This is a genomic window from Pseudomonas sp. DWP3-1-3b3 (genome assembly GCF_049896305.1).
Lineage (GTDB): Bacteria > Pseudomonadota > Gammaproteobacteria > Pseudomonadales > Pseudomonadaceae > Aquipseudomonas > Aquipseudomonas azotoformans_A.
In genome coordinates, this window is the sequence record NZ_JAFCUA010000003.1 from 36,893 (window position 1) to 58,546 (window position 21,654).

General features: G+C 60.7%; 21 protein-coding genes. 18 read left to right on the top strand and 3 right to left on the bottom strand.

The genetic code is table 11. The annotated features are described in order from the left end of the window. Positions 1–17 precede the first annotated feature (17 nt). The gene (locus ACP7BX_RS10145) at positions 18–821 is read left to right on the top strand and encodes an IclR family transcriptional regulator (protein ID WP_426126278.1); all 804 of its coding nucleotides are present in this window, start codon (positions 18–20) and stop codon (positions 819–821) included. Here ACP7BX_RS10145 and ACP7BX_RS10150 read toward each other — a convergent pair whose 3' ends face one another. Continuing rightward, complete coding sequence (locus ACP7BX_RS10150) at positions 822–1,874, bottom strand: NAD(P)-dependent alcohol dehydrogenase (RefSeq protein WP_426126280.1); 1,053 nt, start codon at positions 1,872–1,874, stop codon at positions 822–824. 181 nt (positions 1,875–2,055) lie between these two features. Here ACP7BX_RS10150 and ACP7BX_RS10155 point away from each other — a divergent pair, with 181 nt between their 5' ends. Then, entirely contained in the window at positions 2,056–2,949 is an 894-nt protein-coding gene (locus tag ACP7BX_RS10155) for an AraC family transcriptional regulator (RefSeq protein ID WP_177112191.1), read from the top strand. Positions 2,950–2,991: 42 nt separating this feature from the next. Here ACP7BX_RS10155 and ACP7BX_RS10160 read toward each other — a convergent pair whose 3' ends face one another. After that, on the bottom strand, positions 2,992–4,656 hold the full coding sequence (locus tag ACP7BX_RS10160) for an electron transfer flavoprotein-ubiquinone oxidoreductase (RefSeq protein ID WP_426126283.1): 1,665 nt from the start codon (positions 4,654–4,656) through the stop codon (positions 2,992–2,994). 506 nt (positions 4,657–5,162) lie between these two features. On the opposite strand from ACP7BX_RS10160, the gene ACP7BX_RS10165 reads away from it, so the two are divergent. The 14 genes from ACP7BX_RS10165 to ACP7BX_RS10230 all read left to right on the top strand — a co-directional run bounded on the left by ACP7BX_RS10165 (position 5,163) and on the right by ACP7BX_RS10230 (position 16,745). Beyond that, complete coding sequence (locus ACP7BX_RS10165; protein ID WP_017138339.1) at positions 5,163–5,912, top strand: electron transfer flavoprotein subunit beta/FixA family protein; 750 nt, start codon at positions 5,163–5,165, stop codon at positions 5,910–5,912. Between the two features lie 2 nt (positions 5,913–5,914). Continuing rightward, positions 5,915–6,844, top strand: a complete 930-nt coding sequence (locus ACP7BX_RS10170) for an electron transfer flavoprotein subunit alpha/FixB family protein (RefSeq protein WP_016980004.1) — start codon at positions 5,915–5,917, stop codon at positions 6,842–6,844. A gap of 70 nt (positions 6,845–6,914) precedes the next feature. Next, positions 6,915–7,730 (top strand): substrate-binding periplasmic protein, encoded by an 816-nt coding sequence (locus ACP7BX_RS10175; RefSeq protein ID WP_033901245.1) that lies wholly within the window; start codon positions 6,915–6,917, stop codon positions 7,728–7,730. A gap of 9 nt (positions 7,731–7,739) precedes the next feature. Continuing rightward, on the top strand, positions 7,740–8,102 hold the full coding sequence (locus tag ACP7BX_RS10180) for a DUF4398 domain-containing protein (protein ID WP_095017278.1): 363 nt from the start codon (positions 7,740–7,742) through the stop codon (positions 8,100–8,102). Beyond that, positions 8,099–8,914 (top strand): OmpA family protein, encoded by an 816-nt coding sequence (locus ACP7BX_RS10185; protein ID WP_314532716.1) that lies wholly within the window; start codon positions 8,099–8,101, stop codon positions 8,912–8,914. Before ACP7BX_RS10180 ends, ACP7BX_RS10185 begins: the two co-directional genes overlap by 4 nt. 251 nt (positions 8,915–9,165) lie before the next feature. Further along, positions 9,166–10,605, top strand: a complete 1,440-nt coding sequence (locus ACP7BX_RS10190) for a PLP-dependent aminotransferase family protein (RefSeq protein WP_015885400.1) — start codon at positions 9,166–9,168, stop codon at positions 10,603–10,605. A gap of 104 nt (positions 10,606–10,709) precedes the next feature. Continuing rightward, the gene (locus ACP7BX_RS10195; protein WP_426126287.1) at positions 10,710–11,195 is read left to right on the top strand and encodes a translation initiation factor 2; all 486 of its coding nucleotides are present in this window, start codon (positions 10,710–10,712) and stop codon (positions 11,193–11,195) included. 162 nt (positions 11,196–11,357) lie between these two features. Beyond that, the gene (locus tag ACP7BX_RS10200; RefSeq protein WP_016979374.1) at positions 11,358–11,612 is read left to right on the top strand and encodes a YkgJ family cysteine cluster protein; all 255 of its coding nucleotides are present in this window, start codon (positions 11,358–11,360) and stop codon (positions 11,610–11,612) included. 53 nt (positions 11,613–11,665) lie between these two features. Further along, entirely contained in the window at positions 11,666–12,271 is a 606-nt protein-coding gene (locus tag ACP7BX_RS10205) for an START domain-containing protein (protein ID WP_033901241.1), read from the top strand. 103 nt (positions 12,272–12,374) lie between these two features. Further along, entirely contained in the window at positions 12,375–12,611 is a 237-nt protein-coding gene (locus tag ACP7BX_RS10210) for a hypothetical protein (protein WP_025999984.1), read from the top strand. Between the two features lie 212 nt (positions 12,612–12,823). Next, positions 12,824–13,165, top strand: a complete 342-nt coding sequence (locus tag ACP7BX_RS10215; protein WP_010208429.1) for a ribonuclease E inhibitor RraB — start codon at positions 12,824–12,826, stop codon at positions 13,163–13,165. Between the two features lie 415 nt (positions 13,166–13,580). After that, the gene (locus tag ACP7BX_RS10220) at positions 13,581–14,990 is read left to right on the top strand and encodes a circularly permuted type 2 ATP-grasp protein (protein ID WP_177112197.1); all 1,410 of its coding nucleotides are present in this window, start codon (positions 13,581–13,583) and stop codon (positions 14,988–14,990) included. A 4-nt stretch (positions 14,991–14,994) separates the two neighbouring features. Next, positions 14,995–15,945, top strand: a complete 951-nt coding sequence (locus ACP7BX_RS10225) for an alpha-E domain-containing protein (RefSeq protein WP_016979378.1) — start codon at positions 14,995–14,997, stop codon at positions 15,943–15,945. Then, positions 15,942–16,745, top strand: coding sequence for a transglutaminase family protein (locus ACP7BX_RS10230; RefSeq protein WP_177112198.1), 804 nt, complete (start codon positions 15,942–15,944; stop codon positions 16,743–16,745). The genes ACP7BX_RS10225 and ACP7BX_RS10230 overlap by 4 nt, the downstream gene beginning before the upstream one ends. A gap of 67 nt (positions 16,746–16,812) precedes the next feature. Here the strand turns inward: ACP7BX_RS10230 and ACP7BX_RS10235 are convergent, their stop codons facing one another. Next, the gene (locus ACP7BX_RS10235; RefSeq protein ID WP_426126290.1) at positions 16,813–17,619 is read right to left on the bottom strand and encodes a c-type cytochrome; all 807 of its coding nucleotides are present in this window, start codon (positions 17,617–17,619) and stop codon (positions 16,813–16,815) included. Between the two features lie 647 nt (positions 17,620–18,266). Here ACP7BX_RS10235 and ACP7BX_RS10240 point away from each other — a divergent pair. Both ACP7BX_RS10240 and ACP7BX_RS10245 read left to right on the top strand, forming a co-directional pair. After that, positions 18,267–19,472, top strand: a complete 1,206-nt coding sequence (locus ACP7BX_RS10240) for an acetyl-CoA C-acetyltransferase (RefSeq protein WP_426126292.1) — start codon at positions 18,267–18,269, stop codon at positions 19,470–19,472. 16 nt (positions 19,473–19,488) lie between these two features. Further along, positions 19,489–21,636: a 3-hydroxyacyl-CoA dehydrogenase NAD-binding domain-containing protein gene (locus tag ACP7BX_RS10245; RefSeq protein ID WP_426126294.1), complete on the top strand. Its 2,148-nt coding sequence runs from the start codon at positions 19,489–19,491 to the stop codon at positions 21,634–21,636. Positions 21,637–21,654 lie beyond the last annotated feature (18 nt).

Below are 21,654 nucleotides of genomic sequence, written 5' to 3' on the forward strand. Positions count from 1 at the left end.
CACCACATAGGCCCGATATGCAGGAAAACGCCCACATCCCCGTCAAAGACGCCGCCCCCACCGGCACCCAGACCCTGCTGCGTGGCCTGGGCGTGGTGCAAGCGGTGGCGGCCGGTGCGCGGGATCTGAAAGAGATCGCCAAGCGCATCGGCACCACCCGCAGCACCACCCACCGCCTGGCCAGTTGCCTGGTGGAAGAGCGTTACCTGCGGGTGGTGCCACAGGTCGGTTACCTGCTGGGGCCGAAGTTGATCGAGCTGGGTTTCCAGGCACGGGAAGAGCTGCCGCTGGTGACTCTGGCGATCCCCTATTTGGATGAGTTGTCGGCGCTGACCGGCGACACCATCCACCTGGCCATCCGCGAATACGACGACGTACTGTACTTGCACAAGAACCCCGGCCGTAATGGTCCGGAAATGCGCTCACGGGTCGGCCATCGCATGCCGCTGGCACGCACCGGGATCGGCAAGGCCTTGCTGCTGGATGACACGGTTGCAGAGTGGCAGCGGCTGTACGAAGTCAGCCTGCCGGCGGGTGGGAAAAGCCTGCAATGGCCGCAGCACCCGGAGCAATCCTGGGCACAGTTCGAGCAGCGCATGCATGAATACGTGGTGGGCGGTTATGCGTTCGACCTGGAAGACAACGAACCGTCGATCCGTTGCGTGGCCGCTCCGGTGCGCGATGCCAGCCGGCGCATTGTCGCCGGCATCAGCATCGCCAGTACGGTGCCCTACATGCCGCTGGAGAAAATGGCCGAGCTGATTCCTGTGGTCAAACAGGTCGCAGCCCGGCTGTCAGCGGAGTTGGGCGCGAAGGCCTGATCAGGCCTTCAACGTCGCCATGTCGATGACAAAGCGATACTTCACATCGCCGGCGATCATGCGGCTGTAGGCATCGTTGATGTGGCGGATGTCGAGCATTTCGATGTCGCAGGTGATGCCGTGCTCGGCGCAGAAATCCAGGACTTCCTGGGTTTCGGCAATGCCACCGATCAGGGAACCGGCCAGCACCTTGCGGCCCAGCACCAGCTTGGCGGCGTTGACGGGCGGGTCTACCGGCTCGATCAGGCCGACCAGGATGTGTACGCCGTCAAAGCGCAGCACGTCGAGGTAGGGGTTCAGGTCGTGCTGCACCGGGATAGTGTCCAGCAGGAAGTCGAAGCTGCCGGCGGCGGCTTTCATCTGGGCTTCATCGGTAGACACGATCACGTGATCGGCGCCCTGGCGACGGCCTTCTTCGGCCTTGCTTGCCGAGCGGGTGAACAAGGTCACTTCCGCGCCCATGGCCTTGGCAAACTTGATGCCCATATGGCCCAGGCCGCCCATGCCCAGCACGCCGACTTTATCGCCGGCCTTCACGCCGTAGTGCTTGAGCGGCGAGTAGGTGGTGATGCCAGCACACAGGATCGGCGCGGCGCTGGCCAGGTCAAGCTTGGCCGGGATCTTCACCACGAAATGTTCGCTGACCACGATGCTGTCGGAGTAGCCGCCCATGGTGTTGCTGCCATCGACGCGGTCCGGGGTGGCGTAGGTCATGGTCGGGCCTTCGAGGCAGTATTGCTCCAGGTCCGAATGGCACGCGTCGCAGTGACGGCACGAATCGACCATGCAGCCCACGCCCACCAGATCACCGACTTTGTGCGCGGTGACGTTGGCGCCAATGGCGGTGACCTTGCCGACGATCTCGTGGCCGGGCATCAGCGGGTACACGGCAATGCCCCATTCGTTGCGCGCCTGGTGGATGTCGGAGTGGCAGACGCCGCAGTACAGGATCTCGATGGCCACGTCATCGGCGCGCGGGCTGCGGCGTTGGAACGACATGGGGGCGAGGGGAGTGGTGGCCGACTGGGCGGCATAACCGATGGCGGTGTACATGGGGAAACCTCGCAAAAGCAATGACAGGTGAGGCGGCGCATTCTCCGCGCCGGGTCCTGATGCGGCCATGGCGATTGCTCCGAGTCTCATGCCTATTCGTCCGGGAGTGCCCCGTGTTTGGATCCTTGTGACGCCAGACCTGCGATGATGTTCTCATCCCCTTTTCGCGAAGTTTTTTGCCATGCTGCTCACCCGCCATCTCGACGCCAACGCCACACTGGTGGCCTTGATTGAGGGGCTTACGCCCTGCGACGGTTTTTCCCCGACCAACCTGCCTGGCGTGCAAGTGCTGCGCGCCAGTTGCGACGTGGCGCGTGGGCCGCAGATCTACGAACCCAGCCTGATGTTCGTGGCCCAGGGCAGCAAAGTCGCCTACCTGGGCCCGCGTACGCTGGAGTATGGCGCCGGGCATTACCTGATCCAGGCGATGCCGGTGCCGTTCGAATGCGAGACATTTGCCATGGCGTCCGACGCGCCGTTGTACGGCGTCACGGTGGGCATTGACCGCGTGGTGCTGGGGGAACTGGTCATGGCCATGGGCATTCAGGCCGGGCCGCCACCGACGGCGCAGACGCTGGAGTCGATGAGTTCGGTAATGCTCGATGACGCGATGCGCGGCGCCGTCGAACGTTTGCTGCAATGCCTGCACGATCCGCTGGAAAGCCGGATCATGGGCCCGGCGAGGGTCAGGGAAGTGTTGTTCACCGCATTGCGCGGGCCGCAGGCGGATGTGTTGCGGGCGCTGGTGGAACAGCAGGGGCAGTTTTCGCGGATCGCCACGTCGCTGAATCACCTGCATGCCCATTACGCCGAGCCGCTGAATATCGAGACACTGGCGGGGTACGCGCACATGAGTGCGTCGACGTTTCATGAGCATTTCAAGCGCTGTACGTTGTTGTCGCCGGTGCAGTACCTGAAGCGTTTGCGGTTGCTCAAGGCCCAGCAATTGCTGCTGGTGGACGGCATGGGTGTGGCGCAGGCGGCGCATAGCGTGGGGTATCAGAGTACGTCGCAGTTCAGCCGGGAATATAAACGCTACTTCCTGCGCAATCCCGGCGAAGAGCGCGCGGCATAAAAAAGGCCCCCATTCGGGAGCCTTTCTGTTCAAGCAGCGGGCTTACATATTCGGGTAAGTCGGCCCACCCGCGCCTTCCGGCGTGACCCAGGTGATGTTCTGCGAAGGGTCCTTGATGTCACAGGTCTTGCAGTGCACGCAGTTCTGGGCGTTGATCTGGAAGCGCTTCTCACCGTCTTCCTTGGTGATCACTTCATACACGCCGGCCGGGCAGTAGCGCTGCGCCGGTTCATCGTAGAGCGGCAGGTTGGTGCCGATCGGGATGCTCGGGTCTTTCAGCTTCAGGTGGCACGGTTGCTCTTCTTCATGGTTGGTGCTGGAGAGGAACACCGAGCTCAGCTTGTCGAAGCTCAGCTTGCCGTCGGGTTTCGGGTAGTCGATTTTCTTGCTGTCCTTGGCCAGCTTGAGGCAGGCGTAGTCCGGCTTGGTGTCGTGCAGGGTGAACGGCATTTTGCCGCCCAGGATGTTCTGGTCGAACCAGTTGAAGCCGGCGCCGATGATCGGGCCGAACTTGTGCATCGCCGGGCCGAAGTTACGGCTGGCGAACAGTTCTTCATAGAGCCAGCTGGATTTGAAGCTGTCGACGTAAGCGCTCAGTTCATCACCGCCTTCGGAGTCGGCGAACAGGCGGTCGGCCACGGCGTCGGCGGCGAGCATGCCGGACTTCATCGCGGTGTGGCTGCCTTTGATCTTGGCGAAGTTCAGGGTGCCGAGGTCGCAACCGATCAATGCGCCACCTTTGAAGACCATCTTCGGCAGCGAGTTCAGGCCGCCTTTGCAGATGGCGCGGGCGCCATAGCTGATGCGCTTACCGCCTTCCAGGTACTGGGCCAGCACCGGGTGGTGCTTGAGGCGCTGGAACTCATCGAACGGCGACAGGAAGGTGTTGCTGTAGGACAGGTCGACGATCAGGCCGACGACCACCTGGTTGTTTTCCAGATGATAGAGGAACGAGCCGCCGGTGTTTTCGGCGCTCATGATGTCCAGCGGCCAACCGGCGGTATGCACCACCAGGCCAGGTTGGTGCTTGGCCGGGTCGATTTCCCAGATTTCCTTCAGGCCGATGCCGTAGTGCTGGGCGTCGGCGTCGCTGTCCAGGTTGAAGCGCTGGATCAGTTGCTTGCCGATGTGGCCACGGCAACCTTCGGCGAACAGCGTGTACTTGCCGCGCAGTTCGATGCCGGGGGTGTAGACGCCTTCTTTCGGATTGCCTTCACGGTCGACGCCGAGGTCGCCGGTGATGATCCCGCGCACCACGCCGTTTTCGTCGAACAGCGCTTCCTGGGCGGCGAAGCCTGGGTAGACTTCCACGCCCAGGTTCTCGGCCTGCTGGGCCAGCCAGCGGCACAGGTTGCCCAGGGAGATGATGTAGTTGCCTTCGTTGTGCATGGTCTTGGGCACAAAGAAGTCAGGCACCTTGGTGGAGGCTTCGGGGCTGCGCAGTACATAGATGTCGTCGCGCACCACCGGGGTGTTGAGCGGGGCGCCGAGTTCTTTCCAGTCCGGGAACAGTTCGTTCAGGGCGCGTGGTTCGAACACGGCACCGGAGAGGATATGTGCGCCGACTTCGGAGCCTTTCTCGACCACGCAGACGCTGATTTCCTTACCGGCTTCGGCGGCCTTCTGCTTCAGTCGGCAGGCGGCAGACAGTCCCGCCGGGCCAGCGCCGACGATGACCACGTCGAATTCCATGTATTCGCGTTCCACAGGCTATCTCCTACTCAAGGCTCAACAGGCTTTTTTTTCTAATGGGTGGAGGTTCGGTGTCGTCTTGCGGCAACGGCAAGACCCACCTTTCTCTCTAGGTGGCGCATTATATCTACACCACTGCCAGCGTCCAATACAAACGTTTGTTTGAATTGCCCGCAGGCTAGGTAAATCAAAGTGGTGCGGCTTATGACTGGCTATTTTGCCGTATTGACCAGAATAGGTGTTCCGGTCAATATACGGTCGGTTTTGCGCTAACCGTAGGCAGACTGCAGGTTTCAAGAGCACGTCCAAAAGCAAGACAGGTGGCGCGCGTCCAGACACTGGCGCGCAGTTTACACGCTGCGATAAAGAATGACCTCTCAGTCACCACTGACGAACGGTCATCATTTCCCGTGAGCAAGGTCACCGCCTGCGTTTTTGGAGGTGCCCTTGTGTGCCGATGAGCATCAACCGCCAGGTTCGCCTAGGCGACTTTCTTTTCACCGGAGAGTAACGAGGAATCCATGAAGGTTCTTGTAGCTGTCAAACGCGTTGTCGATTACAACGTGAAAGTTCGCGTCAAGGCGGACAATTCCGGCGTCGACCTTGCTAACGTCAAGATGTCGATGAACCCTTTCTGCGAAATCGCTGTGGAAGAAGCCGTCCGCCTGAAAGAGAAAGGCGTGGCAACTGAAATCGTCGTGGTTTCCATCGGCCCTACCACTGCTCAAGAGCAGCTGCGTACCGCCCTGGCACTGGGTGCCGACCGCGCTATCCTGGTCGAGTCCGCTGAAGACCTGACCTCCCTGGCCGTGGCCAAGCTGCTCAAAGCCGTTGTCGACAAGGAACAGCCTCAACTGGTGATCCTCGGCAAACAGGCCATCGACAGCGACAACAACCAGACTGGCCAGATGCTGGCTGCACTGACCGGTTACGGCCAGGGCACCTTCGCTTCCAAAGTCGAAGTGAGCGGCGACAGCGTGGCGGTAACCCGTGAAATCGACGGCGGCGCGCAGACCGTTTCCCTGAAACTGCCGGCCATCGTCACCACCGACCTGCGTTTGAACGAGCCGCGTTATGCGTCCCTGCCAAACATCATGAAAGCCAAGAAGAAGCCGCTTGAGTCGGTCACTCCTGAAGCTTTGGGCGTTTCCACCGCCTCCACCAACAAGACCGTCAAGGTTGAAGCACCGGCTGCACGCAGCGCGGGCATCAAGGTCAAGTCGGTGGCCGAACTGGTCGAGAAACTGAAAAACGAAGCGAAGGTAATCTGATCATGACTATCTTGGTAATCGCTGAACACGACAACAAGGTAGTGGCCCCGGCCACCCTGAACACCGTGGCTGCCGCTGCGAAAATCGGTGGTGATATCCACGTGCTGGTTGCAGGTCAGGGCGCTGGCGCCGTGGCTGAGGCCGCTGCGAAAATCGCAGGTGTGAGCAAAGTGCTGCTGGCCGATAACGCCGCGTACGCTCATCAGTTGCCGGAAAACGTGGCTCCGCTCGTTGCTGAGCTTGGCGCTGGCTACAGCCATATCCTGGCTGCTGCTACCTCCAACGGCAAAAACATCCTGCCACGCGTTGCCGCGCAGCTGGACGTTGACCAGATCTCCGAGATCATCTCGGTTGAAAGCGCCGACACGTTCAAGCGCCCGATCTACGCCGGTAACGCCATCGCTACCGTACAGTCCAACGCTTCGGTCAAAGTCATCACCGTGCGTGCCACCGGTTTCGACCCGGTTGCCGCCGAAGGTGGTTCGGCTGCCGTTGAAGCCGTCGCGGCTGCCCACGACGCTGGCACTTCCAGCTTCGTAGGCGAAGAGCTGGCCAAGTCGGATCGTCCTGAGCTGACCGCTGCCAAGATCGTCGTGTCCGGCGGGCGTGGCATGCAGAACGGTGACAACTTCAAGCACCTGTACGCCCTGGCCGACAAGCTGGGCGCTGCGGTCGGCGCTTCCCGCGCGGCTGTCGACGCAGGTTTCGTACCCAACGACATGCAGGTCGGCCAGACCGGCAAGATCGTTGCGCCACAGCTGTACATCGCCGTCGGTATCTCCGGCGCGATCCAGCACTTGGCCGGTATGAAAGACTCCAAAGTGATCGTTGCGATCAACAAGGACGAAGAAGCACCGATCTTCCAGGTGGCTGATTACGGCCTGGTGGCGGACTTGTTCGAAGCTGTACCTGAGCTGGAGAAGCTGGTCTAAACCAGCGGCTTCACTTATAAAGAGCCCGGTCCTTGTGACCGGGCTTTTTTTTGACTTGGAGACACACGCCATGGAATTGCGCCCTTGGGCGGTACTGCTGGGCCTCACATTGCTGCCGACGCTGTCGCTGGCCGCCGGCAAATGCGATCGCCTGGTGATCACTGGCAGCCCGGATGCGCCGCCATTGCTCTGGCGCGACCCGCAAGACCCCACGCACCTGATCGGCGCCACCGCCGATGTGTTGCAACAAGTGGGCAAGGACCTCGGCTTGAAAATCGACCTGCTCTACGGTGGCAAGCGCTCCCTGGCCCTGGAGGAAGTGCGCAGCGGGCGCATGGACATCCTCGCTGACGCACCGCTGAACCTGGGTGAGCTGGAAACCCTCGATTACATCCACCCAGCCTTAGTGCAACTCGACTACCTGGTGTGGACGCGCAAGGACTCGGCGCTGGCCTATGCCACAGCCGCCGACCTGCACGGGCACAAAGGCGCGGTGTCGGAACGTGCGCGTTTGAGCGCGGCCTTCGAAACCTTCGCCGGTGAGCAACTGAGCCTGCAACGCCTGCCGTCGCTGACGCCAGCGTTCCAGAAACTGCTGCTGGGTGAAGTCGACTACGTGCTGGCCGGGCGTTATTCCGGCATGGCCATGGCGCAGACCCTGGGCATGAGCAACGACCTGATGGCCCGCGATATCCCCATCGACCAGCCGGGCCTGTACCTGGCGATTTCCCACAACTCGGCCTGCAATGATCCGTGGCTACGCGGACAGCTGGCCAAAAAGATGACAGAATTGCCCGCGTCCGGTGTGGCGCAAGCTGCGTTGCAGAGCAATCTGGAGCGCTGGAAAGCGCAATTGCAGCAACCCGTCGGCACCCCAACAAAGTAGGGATTTTCAGTGACTCTTCGACCTCTTTTCGCGGCCCTCGCCGTTGTCGCTCTGGCGGGATGTGCAGCCGATCCTGCGCCGAATGAACAAATGCGCCTCACCCAGCAAGCCCTGGAGCAAGCCAGTGCCGTGGGGGCCAACGCGGATGAATCGCCTGAATTGAAACTGGCCGAAGCCAAGTTCGCTCGGGCCAAGTCGAGCATGGCCGACCAATCCTACAAAAACGCCCGTATGCGTTTCGAGCAATCCGAGCTGGACGCACGCCTGGCCGAAGCCAAGGTGCTGACGCGCAAGAGCCAGGAACAACTGAACGTGCTCAACACCCGTATTACCCGCCTGCGCAAGCAATTGCAGTTGGGGGAAGCCCAATGAGCCCGATGATCCGTAGTTTGAGCTGTGCGGTGCTGTTGGGCACCGCCGTGTTGGGCGGTTGCGCCAGCCATCCCGACAGCGAGCAGGCCTTGCAACAGGCGGGCAACGACTTCCAGCAGGTCAAGGAAGACGCCAACGTGCTGCGCTTTGCGCCCAAGGACGTGATCCGCGCCGGTGAATCCCTGGCCCGTGCCGACCGCTTGTCCAGCTACTGGGGCAGCGGTGCCGACGTGGTGCATTACGCCTACCTGAGCCAGCGCTACAGCGCCATCGCCCGTGAACACACCGAACAGGCGCTCAACCAGGAGCGGGGTGCCAAGCTCGAACTGGAACGCCAGCGCCTGCAATTGGCCCTGCGGGAAAACAAGCTGATCAGCGTGCAGCAGCAGGGCAAGTGGCTGGAAGAGCAGATCGCCAGCCTGGCCACTACCCAGACCGATCGCGGCTTGGTGATGACCCTGGGCGATGTGCTGTTCGATACCGGTGAAGCAGAGCTGAAAAACTCGGCCAACCGCACGGTGCTGAAAATCGTACAGTTCCTGCAACTCAACCCCAAGCGCGTGGTGCGCATCGAGGGTTATGCCGATAACACCGGCGGCGAGCGCGAAAACCTCAAACTGTCCCGTGACCGCGCGCAATCGGTGGCGGATGTGCTGGTCGACCTGGGGATCGACGAAAAACGCATCCAGGTTGAAGGGTATGGCGACCAATACCCGGTGGAGGCCAATGCGTCCGAGCGGGGCAGGGCGCAGAACCGTCGCGTGGAAATTGTGTTCTCGGATGAGAAAGGTCAATTGGGCGCCGCTCGCTAGACGCCTGACACCGATCTAACTGTGGGAGCGGGCTTGCCTGCGATTACGGAGTGTCAGTCACGAAAGTGTCAACTGACTCACCGCGATCGCGAGCAAGCCCGCTCCCACATTTGTTTGGTGTAGACCCTTACAGTTTTTACTGTCACTCCAACGCGCGCTCGACTATTGTGGCAACTGTCCCCGTACACTTCTAAACTGTGCCGGTATGTTTCACACAAAAATAAAATACCCGTGAAATCGAGTGCTGCGTCATGACCAATCTGTTGCTTTACCAACGTATCGCCCAGCAACTGGCTGAGGATATCCGGCGCGGTGTCTATCAACCGGGCGAGCGCGTGCCTTCGGTGCGCAAGATGAGCTCGCAGTTGAACGTGAGCCACGCCACGGTGTTGCAGGCCTACGCCAACCTGGAAGACCAGGGGCTGATCCGGGCGCGGCCGCAGTCCGGCTATTACGTGCACCAGACGCCAGCGCTCACCGCGCCGACGCCGGATATTGCACGGGTTGAGCGTCCGGGGTTGGTCACCCGCAGCAGCATCATCCAGCAGGTATTGGGCGAGTCGCGCCGCGAAGGCGTGTTCCCGCTGGGCGCCGCCGTGCCGAGCGTGGACTACTTGCCGGTACGCGCGCTGCATCAGCAACTGGCCAAGGTCACGCGCTTCCAGAGCCCACGGGCATTCAGCTATATGTTCAGCCCCGGTTTCGAACCGCTGCGCCGCCAGGTGGCGATCCGCATGCGCGATGCGGGCGTGGTGGTGGACCCTTCCGAAGTGGTGATCACCCACGGTTGCGTCGATGCCTTGCAGATGTCTCTGCGCGTGTTGACGCGGCCGGGCGACCTGATTGCCGCAGAGTCACCGACCTATTACGGCTTGCTGCAACTGGCCGACCTGTTGGGCCTTAAAGTCATCGAGATCCCCAGCGACCCGTCCACCGGCATGAGCCTGGAAGCCCTGCAACTGGCGGCCAACCAATGGTCGATCAAGGCGTTGGTGTTGACCACGCGCCTGAGTAACCCGCTGGGCGGCACCATGCCCGAAGAGCGGCAGAAACAGTTGCTGCGTCTGGCGTCGGACTTCGACATCCAGATTGTCGAGGACGATATCTACGGCGAGCTGATGTTCGAACTGGGCCGCACCAAGGCCCTGAAGGCCTATGACCGCCTGGATCGGGTGATCTATTGCTCCAGTTTTTCCAAGACGCTGTCCCCCGGCGTGCGCATCGGCTGGATGATCGCCGGCAAGTACCAGCAGGAAATCCAGCGCTTGCAGATGTTCAGCACCCACTCCGCGTGCAGCGTCACGCAGATGGGCGTCGCCGCGTACCTGGAGAATGGTGGCTACGATCGGCACCTGCGTTACATCCGTCAGGAGTACCGCAAGAACCTCAGCGCATTCCAGCTGGCGGTGCAGCAATATTTTCCGGAAGGCACACAGATGACGCGTCCGACCGGCGGCTTCATCCTGTGGGTCAGTTTGCCCGGACGGGTCAATACCCAGGAACTGCACGTGCGCGCACTGCAACAGGGCATCAGCATCGCGCCGGGGCTGATTTTCAGTAATACCGAACAGTTCAACCACTGTATTCGCCTCAACTGCGGTACGCCGTGGAACCGCGAGGCAGAGCGTGCGCTGATGACCTTGGGGATGCTGGCGAGTCAGTTGTGCCAGGAGACGGCAGCCGGACTGTGACGCTCAGAAAGGGGACAAATCCTATAGCACGCTAATCACCGTGCTTGTCATGCCGCGCACAACAAGCGAGCATATGGCCCTCTGCCGTTAATGCTGTAGGCAATATGACTTCGATTGTTCGCGCGGTTTTGGTGATTGGCTTGTTAAGCCTGTGCAACGTCGGCACAGCGCTGGCGGCAGCCCCTGTGAGCGAAACGAAGCCCGCCGCCAGTACCGAGCAGAAGACCCCCGCGAAAAAACCCGCCCCCGTTAAACAAGCGCCAGCGGTGAAAAAAACCACCGCCGCCGCCAAAAAACGTGCGGCCAGTAAGTCCAAGGCGTCCCGCGAAGTGACGCAGACGCAATTGCCACCGGCACAGTTGGACCTGTCGCTGCCGTCGGACATGGTCAGGCACTTGCAGCCTATCGGCACCATGCCCAAACCCAAAAGTGTGCCCCTGCTGCCACCGATGTTCGGCGAGAAGCCCACCGACAACAGCGCCTTCCAGATCAATGGCCGCTTGCTCAGCAATGAAATGAAGCTGCAATTGCGCAATGAAGAACGGCGCGAAGTGGAAGGTGCAGCGTTGGAATTCGAATTCAAGCAGTAAACTTTTCCCACAAAGGTGACGTCGACCGCCGACCATGTGTCGGAGACTGGTCAGTCACTTTTGTTTTCTGCGAAAAACTCCTGTTAGACCATTTTAAAACGGCTGTTTTAGGGCGTACTCTAGCCCGGCCATCCACATTGAGTCGTCGAGGACCTGCTGGTCATGAATTGCCGTGAAGGCTGTGGCGCATGCTGCATCGCCCCCTCCATCAGTTCGCCATTACCCGGAATGCCACAGGGCAAACCGGCGGGCGTTCGCTGTGTGCACCTGTCGGTCGAACTGCTATGCCAGATTTTCGGCCAACCGGAGCGACCGGCGGTGTGCAGTGATTTCAAGGCGGATCTCGAGGTCTGCGGCACCGACCAGGCTGATGCGATCCGCTTGATCGGCTGGTGGGAGCAGATGACGGCGGCTTGATGGGCTTTACTATCGGAACTTTTTTCGGAACTTCGACAATAAGGAATACAACAATGGGTTCGCTGAAACGAATGGCTGTGGTGTGCGGGTTTACGGTGTTGTTTGCTGCCACTGCCCAGGCTGAGGATTGGCAAGTCGCCAAGGACGAAGACGGTATCAAGGTGTCCCTGAGCGAAATTGCCGGCTCCAAATACAAGGCGTATCGCGGTGTGACCGTGATCAAGGCGCCAGTAGCCAAAATCGTCGCACTCCAGGAAGACGTAGCCGGTGCCTGTGCCTGGATCCACGAGTGCAAATCCCAGAAGCTGGTCGACAAAAAAGGCGACGAGAGCTGGACCTACACCCAATTCAAAGCCCCGTTCCCCGTGACTGATCGTGATTCCTACCTGCACATCACCACTACCAAGGCGGCCGACGGCACGTTGACCCGTAAGCTGGAAGGCGTGCCGACCTACAAGCCTGAAGAAAAAGGCTACGTACGTGTCGCCCAAGTGGACGGTTTCTGGAAACTGGTGCCTAAGGGCGACAACCAGACCGAAGTCACCTACCAGGTTCACACCGAGCCAGGCGGCAGCGTGCCCTCGTGGCTGGCCAACAAGTTTGTCGTGGACGCGCCGTTCAACACCTTGAAAGCGTTGAAAGAACACGCTGAGAAGTAAACGCAGCTGATCAGGTGTCTCCTACCTTGGGTGGAACGTTTGCCGAGCCCCCAAGGTCCAGATAGAGGTAAGCCCACACACGGGTTTTATCGAGGAGGCACCGATGCAAAAGTGGCAGATTACCTTCGTTGATGATCACGGCGTGAAGTCCGTCGAGCAGTTCACCTGCGAGCAGAAGCCCAGCCTCGAAGATGCGGCACACATGATCCGCAACAAGCTGGTGCCCGTTGCCGCCGAACTGGACCTCAATGACCTTGAGGGCCGCAAGCCCGAGCCTACGGTCAAGATCCTCAAAGACCAGAACAGTATCCAGATCCTCGACATCTCTCCCGCCGCCTGAACATTCCCTGTCCACCCTTCAAGCACCTCTGGTGGAGGTGATAGCTTCGCGCTACTCTGCAAGTGAGATCAGCGAATGAATCGCTAGTTCTGGTCTTGTCAGCTACATGCTTGTTTTCCAGCGGTGATGTTGTTGCCGTAGTTCCCACGCCAGTAAGGCGTGGGCTTCGGGAAGCACGGAAAGTCTATCCATCAATTCGAGGAGCACTTTTCATGAGCACAGCCTATCAAGAAGACATCAGCACCAACGTTCTGCGCCGCATGAAAGAAGGCGGTTTCGACTTCTCGCGTTTCCACCCCATCGAGTTCTACGCCATTTTCCCGGATGAGGAACGTGCGCGCCGGGCTGCGGGTGAGTTTCGTGGGGAATCCCTGAATGCCCAGGTCAGTGCGCGCGACGATGGCGCCTGGTACCTGGAGCTGAGCAAGATCATGTCCGCTACCTACGACGGCATTGGAGACTTCGAGCAAGACTTTGGGGCGGTGGTCGAGCCGCTGGGCGGGATCATCGAGGGATGGGGCGTGAAGCAGGAGGTGCGTGGGTTACCCATGTAGCAGCTTGAAGTATGAGAAACACAGCGTATCGGCTGACCTTTGGGTCGGCCGATTTTGTTTGTGCCGTGGGAAAATATTCGGAACTTGCGCGCTATTTTTGCGCACCAAAAAAAAGGCCACCCAAGAGGGTGGCTTAAAGGGAAGAGCGGTTCGCTGAAACTGTAGGACGCGTCCTGTTCAGCAGATGGGGCCGATTATCCGCAGGCTTGGCCGGGCAGTGAAATCAACTCTGACTATGCTGTTGATAGTCAAAGCCCGCATTGCGATGAAGCGTCGGGCCATGCACCGGGCATTCTGCGCACCAGGACGGTGCGGATGGATTCTGGTTGTAATTCAACTCACTGATTTTTAAGTGTTTATGCCGCTGGCACGGGCCTTGCGATGGTTCTAGCGCCCGGGTGACAAGGAGTTCGGCATGATCCGCACTTATTACGATGAAATGTACGATGGGGCAGGCCAGGTCCGGCCTCATTACCGTGAGTTCGCCCGTTGGTTGGCCGACACCCCCGATGATCTGTTGGCCCAGCGGCGGCGCGAAGCCGATTTGCTGTTTCACCGCGCCGGAATCACCTTCACGCTCTATGGAGACGAGCAGGGTACGGAACGGTTGATTCCCTTCGATACCATCCCGCGCAGTATCCCTGCCAGCGAATGGCGGATTGTCGAGCGCGGCTGTATCCAGCGGGTCAAGGCGCTGAACATGTTTCTCGCCGACCTGTATCACGAACAGCGCATCATCAAGGCCGGGATCATCCCCGCTGAACAGGTGCTGGCCAACGAGCAATACCAGTTGGCGATGCAGGGGCTGGACCTGCACCGCGACCTCTATTCCCACATCTCCGGCGTCGACCTCGTACGCGATGGTGACGGCACGTACTACGTGCTGGAAGACAACCTGCGTACGCCGAGCGGCGTCAGCTACATGCTCGAAGACCGCAAGATGATGATGCGCTTGTTCCCCGAACTGTTCGCCGCCCAGCGAATCGCGCCCATCGATCACTATCCCAACTTGCTGCTCGACACCTTGAAAAGCTCCAGCCCCCTGGATAACCCGAGCGTGGTTGTACTGACACCAGGTCGCTTCAACAGTGCGTTCTTCGAGCATGCGTTCCTGGCCCGTGAAATGGGCGTGGAACTGGTGGAGGGCGCCGACCTGTTCGTGCGCGATGACCGCGTCTTCATGCGCACCACCGACGGGCCCAAGGCGGTGGACGTGATCTACCGTCGTCTGGATGACGCGTTCCTTGACCCGTTGGCCTTCAACCCCGAATCCATGCTCGGTGTGCCGGGCCTGCTCGCGGCTTATCGCTCTGGCAATGTGGTATTGGCCAATGCCATCGGCACTGGCGTGGCGGATGACAAGTCGGTGTACCCCTTCGTCACCGAGATGATCCGTTTTTACCTGGACGAAGAGCCGATCCTGAAGAATGTTCCGACCTTCCAGTGCCGTAAGCCCGACGAATTGTCCCACGTGCTGGCCAACCTGCCGGACCTGGTGGTGAAAGAAACCCAAGGCTCCGGCGGCTACGGCATGCTGGTGGGCCCAGCGTCCACTGCGGCGGAAATCGAAGCCTTCCGCGCCCGGATCAAGGCCAAGCCCCACGCCTATATCGCCCAGCCGACCCTGTGTTTATCCACCTGCCCGACCTTTGTCGAAAACGGCATTGCGCCGCGTCATATCGACCTGCGCCCGTTCGTGTTATCCGGCAAGGAAACCCGTGTGGTCCCCGGCGGCTTGACCCGCGTGGCGTTGCGTGAGGGCTCGCTGGTGGTCAACTCGTCCCAGGGCGGCGGCACCAAAGACACCTGGGTGGTGGAGGACTGATGCCATGTTGAGTCGAACTGCCTCGGACCTGTACTGGATGTCGCGCTACCTGGAACGTGCGGAAAACCTCGCACGTATGCTCGATGTCAGCTATTCGCTGTCGCTGATGCCCCAGGACGGGCGCGGCGATGGCCTACACGAACTGGCCATGCCGCTGTTGATCACCGGCACCCTGGAGGATTACCACGAACGCCACGGCGAACTGCACGCCGAACGCTTGTTGCACTTCTTTGCGCTGGATGCTGCCAACCCCGCCAGCATCTACAGTTGTCTCGGCGCTGCGCGGGCCAGCGCCCATGCGGTGCGTGGGCGAATTACCGCCGACATGTGGGAAAACATCAACGCGACCTGGCTGGATATTCGCGATATCGCCCAACAGGGCTTGAGCCGCTATGGCATGAGCCGGTTCTGCGAGTGGGTCAAAGAGCGTTCCCATCTGTTTCGCGGCGCCACCTACGGCACCATCATGCGTAACGATGCATTCCGCTTCATTCGCCTGGGCACGTTTATCGAGCGTGCCGATAACACACTGCGCCTGCTGGACGCCCGCTATGAGATGGCCGGCGATCGCGCCGAAGCGGTCACCGATGGCACCGCCCACGCCTACTATCAGTGGAGCGCCTTGTTGCGTGCGCTGTCGTCGTTCGAGGCCTACACCGAGATCTATCGCGATGCCCCCGGCGCGCGGCAAGTGGCGGAGTTGCTGCTGTTGCGCGCTGATGTACCGCGCTCACTGCGTGCCTGCAGCGAAGAGATCGACCAGATCCTCGCCAGCCTGCCGGGCCTCAACGGTCGACCGGCCCAGCGCCTGGCCGCCGAGATGGACGCGCGCCTGCGCTTCACCGCCATCGATGAAATCCTCGAGGAAGGCCTGCACGCCTGGCTGACCGACTTTATCCCCTTGGTCCGCCAGTTGGGCGACGCCATCTACAGTTCCTACCTGGAGGCGGCATGAGACTCTCCATCAGCCACGAAACCACCTACCACTACGAAGACCAGGTACGTGCCAGCATCCAGTACCTGCGCCTGACGCCCCACGACAGCGAACGCCAGCACGTACTCAGTTGGCAACTCGACCTGCCGCGTCCGGTTCGCGCCCAAGTGGACCCGTTCGGCAACATCCTGCATGTGCTGACCCTGGATGAACCCCACGACGCCATCATCATTGGCGCCCGTGGCCAGGTGGACATCGACGAGTTACGCGAGGCCGAACATGAGAGCCAATCGGCGTTCCCATTCCTGCGGTGCACCCGTCTGACCGAACCCGACGAAGCCCTGCGCGGCTTTGCCGACCAGCAGTGCCACCAACGCCGTGACCGCACCGCGTTGATCGACCTGATGCACGCGCTCAACCAGGCGATGGTCTACACGCCAGGCGCCACCGAAGTCGACACCTGCGCTGCCCAGGCTTTCGCCGGTCGTGCGGGCGTGTGCCAGGACCACACCCACGCGTTCCTGGCGTGCGCGCGCAGCCTGGGGATTCCGGCGCGGTATGTGTCGGGGTATTTGTACTCGGAGGACAGCACGCACCTGGCCAGCCATGCCTGGGCCGAGGCATGGCTGGATGACGCCTGGTACAGCTTTGATGTGACCAACCAGCTCGCACGGCCGGAGCGGCATTTGAAGCTGGCGGTGGGGTTGGATTACCTGGATGCCTGCCCGGTGCGTGGGATGCGGCGGGGCGGTGGGCATGAGCAGATGCATGCCAAGGTGTTCGTGGCGCCGACGCCGGTGATCTCCGTCCAGCAGCAATAACCTGATCTTGTGGCGAGCGGGCTTGATGTGGCTAGCCCGCCAGCCACAAGGGTTCCTCACCCGATGATTAAGGCTGCTGCTTACGCCCCGCCATATGCTTCAAATACCCCACCAACAAATCCAGCTCGCCGTCCGGCAACACACTGGCAGCAAACGCCGGCATCTTCGCCTGCGGCCAATGCCGCAAGCTTTGCGGGTCACGGATATAGCGCTTGAGGAAATCACCACCGAAATACTCGGTGGGGTTATACGGAATGTTCAAGTCCGGCCCTACCTGCGCATCGCCGGCCCCGTTCAGCCGATGGCAAGCCAGGCAATTTTTCTGGAACAGCGCAAAGCCTTGGTTGATCGGGTCATTGGCTGCCAGCTTTGGATCCGGCAACAGTGCGGGAAAGCGCTCGGCAACCGTCTTCAACTGTTTGATCCCGGAGATCTGGAACGGCCACTGCTCAGGGCTGATGTGCCCGGCTTGCGGGTCGGTCCACACCAGGTAGAAGGGCCCTGCACTCGGTTTGCCTTCCGCCAGCGCAGGCCATGGCTGGGCAGGATCTTCCACCGCCAGCCAGGCGCGTGATCCGTGGGTTTCCAGCAGCGGCGCAGCAGTGAGTTCGGCAGCGAAACCATCCAGGGCAACGGCCTGCAAGTGGCTTTCAGGTTTCAGTCCCGGTAGGAGCGCGGCCAAGGGCACTGCGCGATAACTCATGGTGCGCTTGTAGGAAACGTCATCGACAATCTGCACCGTTTGCGCCTGCGGGTGCTTGAGCAGATCAGCGGTCTGCCACGTCTTGTGGGTATGGTCGAGTTCGATGGTCAATTGTGCTGCCGAAGCGGGAAGCGCGATCAGCAAGGCGAAGAGGGCGAAGATCGATTTCAAGAGGCAGGCCCGGTGTAAGGTGGCGATGGCGCTCACGATACCGGAAATCGGCGCGCAAAAAGACAGCCCCTGCAGGACCGCTATGCGCAATGTCCCGGCAGGTGCTGCCAAAAGCTGCAAACCCGGTGCTGTGAAGGCACGGAATGTGGGCGTTGAGGGGTCACCCAATGACCTTGGTCAAGTTGGGCAAGATCAGAATCAGTGTGGTGGCGAACAGAATGAGTCCCGCCTGACGTACTTTCGAATGTTTGAACATGGCTGACTGCCTTTTGTTGTTATTCCTGAGCGTCAAATGCGTGCCGGTTTTATTTCAGTATGGCGAGATGACGTGTCGCTTTTCTTACAGCCGCTCCAGCAAAACCCGGCAGTGGCTTCCTACTGATTCAACCTTAGAGCCCTCGTTCTTCGTGGCTTAGACTCATTTCATATCAGCTAATAAGCATTTCAGCCAAAAAAGGCATGAGGCATATCGCCATCTTGGCGCCAATGCCTTGGCTAGACAGCTAAAACGATTAACCCGGCGTTTAGCTTAGGAGACTACCGTTCGTCCGAGCGAGGGGGTCAAAAGCAATGAGCGCATCCGTCATTGAAACCGTGTCAATCGGGCCTAAGGTAGAGGCACACATGCACAGCGGTTCGAGGACGTCATGACCCAAGCTTTGATCTTTGATGCGATACGCACGCCCCGTGGCAAAGGCAAGGCCGACGGTGCCTTGCACAGCGTCAAGTCGGTGAACCTGGTGGCTGGCCTGCTCACGGCGCTGGCCCGGCGCAGCGACCTCGACACCCACCAAGTAGACGACATCGTGCTCGGTTGCGTAACGCCGATAGGCGACCAGGGCGCCGACATCGCCAAGACCGCTGCCCTGGTGGCGGACTGGGACATCAGCGTCGCCGGTGTGCAGATCAACCGCTTCTGCGCGTCGGGCCTGGAAGCCGTCAATTTGGGTGCGATGAAAGTGCGTTCCGGCTTCGAAGACCTGGTGGTAGTCGGTGGCGTTGAGTCCATGTCCCGCGTGCCCATGGGCAGTGACGGTGGCGCGTGGGTGCTCGATCCGCAGACCAATATGCACAGCCACTTCACTCCCCAGGGCATCGGCGCGGACCTGATCGCCACTCTGGAAGGGTTCACCCGTGAAGACGTCGACACTTTCGCCCTACATTCCCAACAGAAAGCGGCCAGGGCGCGGGCAGACGGTACCTTCAATAAATCGCTGATCGCGGTGCAGGACCAGAACGGCATCGTGCTGCTGGACCATGACGAATTCATTCGCGGCGACTCGACCTTGGAAGGCTTGGGCAAGCTCAAGCCCAGCTTCGAAATGATGGGGCAGATGGGTTTTGATGCCACCGCGCTGCGGGTCTACAGCCATGTGGAGCGCATTCAGCATGTGCACACACCGGGCAACAGCTCCGGCATCGTCGATGGTGCGGCGTTGATGTTGATCGGCTCTGAGGCCAAGGGCCGCGAGCTGGGCCTGCAACCCCGTGCGCGTATCGTCGCCACGGCGGTCACCAGTACTGACCCGACCATCATGCTCACCGGCCCCGCGCCCGCGACGCGCAAGGCCCTGGCCAAGGCCGGGTTGCGCGTTGAAGACATCGACCTGTTCGAAGTCAACGAAGCCTTTGCCTCGGTGGTGCTCAAGTTCATCAAGGACATGGGCATCGACGCGGCGCGAGTCAACGTGAATGGCGGCTCCATCGCCATGGGCCATCCGCTGGGCGCCACCGGTTGCGCCATCCTCGGCACCTTGCTCGACGAACTGGAAGTGCGCCAGCAGCGCTACGGCCTGGCCACCCTGTGTGTCGGCGGTGGCATGGGCATCGCCACCATTATCGAACGCCTCTGAGCCCAAGGAATCAGTCATGACCCAAGCCATTCGTTACGAAAAAGGCCAGGACGGCATCGTGGTGCTGACCCTCGACATGCCCGGCCAGAGCGCCAACACCATGAACGGCGCTTACCGCGAGGCCATGGCGGCCACGGTGCAGCGTCTGGAAGCGGAAAAGGATGACCTTGCGGGCGTGGTGATCACCTCGGCCAAGAAGACATTTTTTGCCGGCGGCGACCTCAATGAATTGATCAAGGTCGACAAAGCCCACGCCAAGGATTTCTATGACGGCGTGCTGGTGCTGAAAGGGCAACTGCGTCGCCTGGAAACCCTCGGCAAACCCGTGGTCGCCGCGATCAATGGTGCGGCGCTGGGGGGCGGCTGGGAGATTTGCCTGGCGTGTCATTACCGCGTGGCGCTGGACGAGAAATCGGTGCAGCTTGGCCTGCCGGAAGTCACCTTGGGCCTGCTGCCGGGCGGTGGCGGGGTGGTGCGTATGGTGCGCATGCTCGGGCTGGAAAAGGCTTTGCCGTATCTGCTGGAAGGCAAGAAAGTACGGCCGCAACAGGCGCTGCAAGCCGGGCTGGTGAATGAGCTGGCGGCGGATCGCGATGAGCTGCTGACCAAGTCCCGTGCCTGGATCCTGGCCAATCCGGACGCCAAGCAACCGTGGGATAACAAGGGCTACCAGATCCCCGGCGGTACACCGTCGAGTCCAAAAGTTGCGCAGATGCTGGCGATTGCGCCTTCGATTTTGCGCAGTAAGACCCAGGGCTGTTTCCCCGCGCCGGAGAAAATCCTCTGCGCCGCCGTCGAAGGCGCCCAAGTGGATTTTGACACCGCGCACCTGATCGAAACCCGTTATTTCACCGAACTGGTGACGGGGCAGGTGGCGAAGAACATGATCGGCACCTTCTGGTTCCAGCTCAATGAGATCAACGCAGGCCGTTCGCGGCCGCAAGGTTTCGCACCCTATGTCACGCGCAAGGTCGGCGTGCTCGGTGCAGGCATGATGGGCGCAGGCATCGCTTACGTCAGCGCCAGCGCGGGAATTGAAGTGGTGCTCAAAGACATCAACCTGGCGGCTGCGGAGAAGGGCAAGGCGCATTCGGCGGCGTTGCTGGACAAGAAAGTCAGCCGTGGGCAACTGACCGCTGAACAGCGGGAAACCACCTTGGCGCGGATTCTTCCTACGGCCAGCGATGACGACCTGGCCGGTTGCGATCTGATCATCGAAGCGGTGTTCGAAGACCGCGCACTCAAGGCCAAGGTCTCCGCCGCTGCGCAAAACGTGGTCGGCGCCGACGCCGTGATTGCCTCCAACACTTCCACCTTGCCCATCAGCGGCCTGGCCACGGCGGTGCCGGATCAAGCCAAGTTCATCGGCCTGCACTTCTTCAGCCCGGTGGACAAGATGCCCCTGGTCGAAATCATCAAGGGCGCGCATACCAGCGACGCAACCCTGGCCCGAGGTTTCGATTTCGTCCTGCAAATCAAGAAAACCCCGATTGTGGTCAACGACAGCCGTGGCTTCTTCACTTCGCGAGTGTTTGGCACCTTTACCAACGAAGGCATCGCCATGCTGGGTGAGGGCGTGGCCGCGCCGATGATCGAGACCGAGGCGCGCAAAGCCGGCATGCCGGTGGGGCCGTTGGCGGTGTCGGATGAAGTGTCCCTCAGCCTGATGAGCCATATCCGACAGCAGACGGCCAAGGATCTGCAGGCGGAAGGCAAGGTTGTGCCGACGCATCCGGCGACAGCAGTCATCGATCTGTTGGTCAACGAATACAAGCGCGTGGGCAAGGCGGCGGGGGGCGGTTTTTATGAATATCCCAATGGCGGGCAGAAATACCTGTGGCCAGAGCTGAAAAGCCGCTTTGAACGGCCCGACCAACGTATCTCGCCCCAGGATGTGCGCGACCGCCTGCTGTTCATCCAGGCCATCGAGACCGTGCGTTGTGTGGAGGAGGGCGTGTTGATGTCCACGGCGGACGCGAACGTGGGGTCGATCTTCGGCATTGGTTTTGCGGCCTGGAGCGGCGGCGCGTTGCAGTTCATCAACCAATATGGGCTGAACGACTTCATTGCCCGCGCCCGCTACCTGGCCGAGCAATATGGCGAACGCTTCGCGCCACCGGCGTTACTGCTCGAAAAAGCGGCGCAAGGTGACACGTTCAGGTGATTAAAGGGGGCTTGCCTT

Bases quoted from the DNA above. Each gene is read 5' to 3' on its own strand.
- ACP7BX_RS10145 (WP_426126278.1), top strand. From the start codon at position 18: ATGCAGGAAAACGCCCACATCCCCGTCAAAGACGCCGCCCCCACCGGC.
- ACP7BX_RS10150 (WP_426126280.1), bottom strand. From the start codon at position 1,874: ATGTACACCGCCATCGGTTATGCCGCCCAGTCGGCCACCACTCCCCTC.
- ACP7BX_RS10155 (WP_177112191.1), top strand. From the start codon at position 2,056: ATGCTGCTCACCCGCCATCTCGACGCCAACGCCACACTGGTGGCCTTG.
- ACP7BX_RS10165 (WP_017138339.1), top strand. From the start codon at position 5,163: ATGAAGGTTCTTGTAGCTGTCAAACGCGTTGTCGATTACAACGTGAAA.
- ACP7BX_RS10170 (WP_016980004.1), top strand. From the start codon at position 5,915: ATGACTATCTTGGTAATCGCTGAACACGACAACAAGGTAGTGGCCCCG.
- ACP7BX_RS10175 (WP_033901245.1), top strand. From the start codon at position 6,915: ATGGAATTGCGCCCTTGGGCGGTACTGCTGGGCCTCACATTGCTGCCG.
- ACP7BX_RS10185 (WP_314532716.1), top strand. From the start codon at position 8,099: ATGAGCCCGATGATCCGTAGTTTGAGCTGTGCGGTGCTGTTGGGCACC.
- ACP7BX_RS10190 (WP_015885400.1), top strand. From the start codon at position 9,166: ATGACCAATCTGTTGCTTTACCAACGTATCGCCCAGCAACTGGCTGAG.
- ACP7BX_RS10195 (WP_426126287.1), top strand. From the start codon at position 10,710: ATGACTTCGATTGTTCGCGCGGTTTTGGTGATTGGCTTGTTAAGCCTG.
- ACP7BX_RS10200 (WP_016979374.1), top strand. From the start codon at position 11,358: ATGAATTGCCGTGAAGGCTGTGGCGCATGCTGCATCGCCCCCTCCATC.
- ACP7BX_RS10205 (WP_033901241.1), top strand. From the start codon at position 11,666: ATGGGTTCGCTGAAACGAATGGCTGTGGTGTGCGGGTTTACGGTGTTG.
- ACP7BX_RS10210 (WP_025999984.1), top strand. From the start codon at position 12,375: ATGCAAAAGTGGCAGATTACCTTCGTTGATGATCACGGCGTGAAGTCC.
- ACP7BX_RS10215 (WP_010208429.1), top strand. From the start codon at position 12,824: ATGAGCACAGCCTATCAAGAAGACATCAGCACCAACGTTCTGCGCCGC.
- ACP7BX_RS10220 (WP_177112197.1), top strand. From the start codon at position 13,581: ATGATCCGCACTTATTACGATGAAATGTACGATGGGGCAGGCCAGGTC.
- ACP7BX_RS10225 (WP_016979378.1), top strand. From the start codon at position 14,995: ATGTTGAGTCGAACTGCCTCGGACCTGTACTGGATGTCGCGCTACCTG.
- ACP7BX_RS10230 (WP_177112198.1), top strand. From the start codon at position 15,942: ATGAGACTCTCCATCAGCCACGAAACCACCTACCACTACGAAGACCAG.
- ACP7BX_RS10240 (WP_426126292.1), top strand. From the start codon at position 18,267: ATGACCCAAGCTTTGATCTTTGATGCGATACGCACGCCCCGTGGCAAA.
- ACP7BX_RS10245 (WP_426126294.1), top strand. From the start codon at position 19,489: ATGACCCAAGCCATTCGTTACGAAAAAGGCCAGGACGGCATCGTGGTG.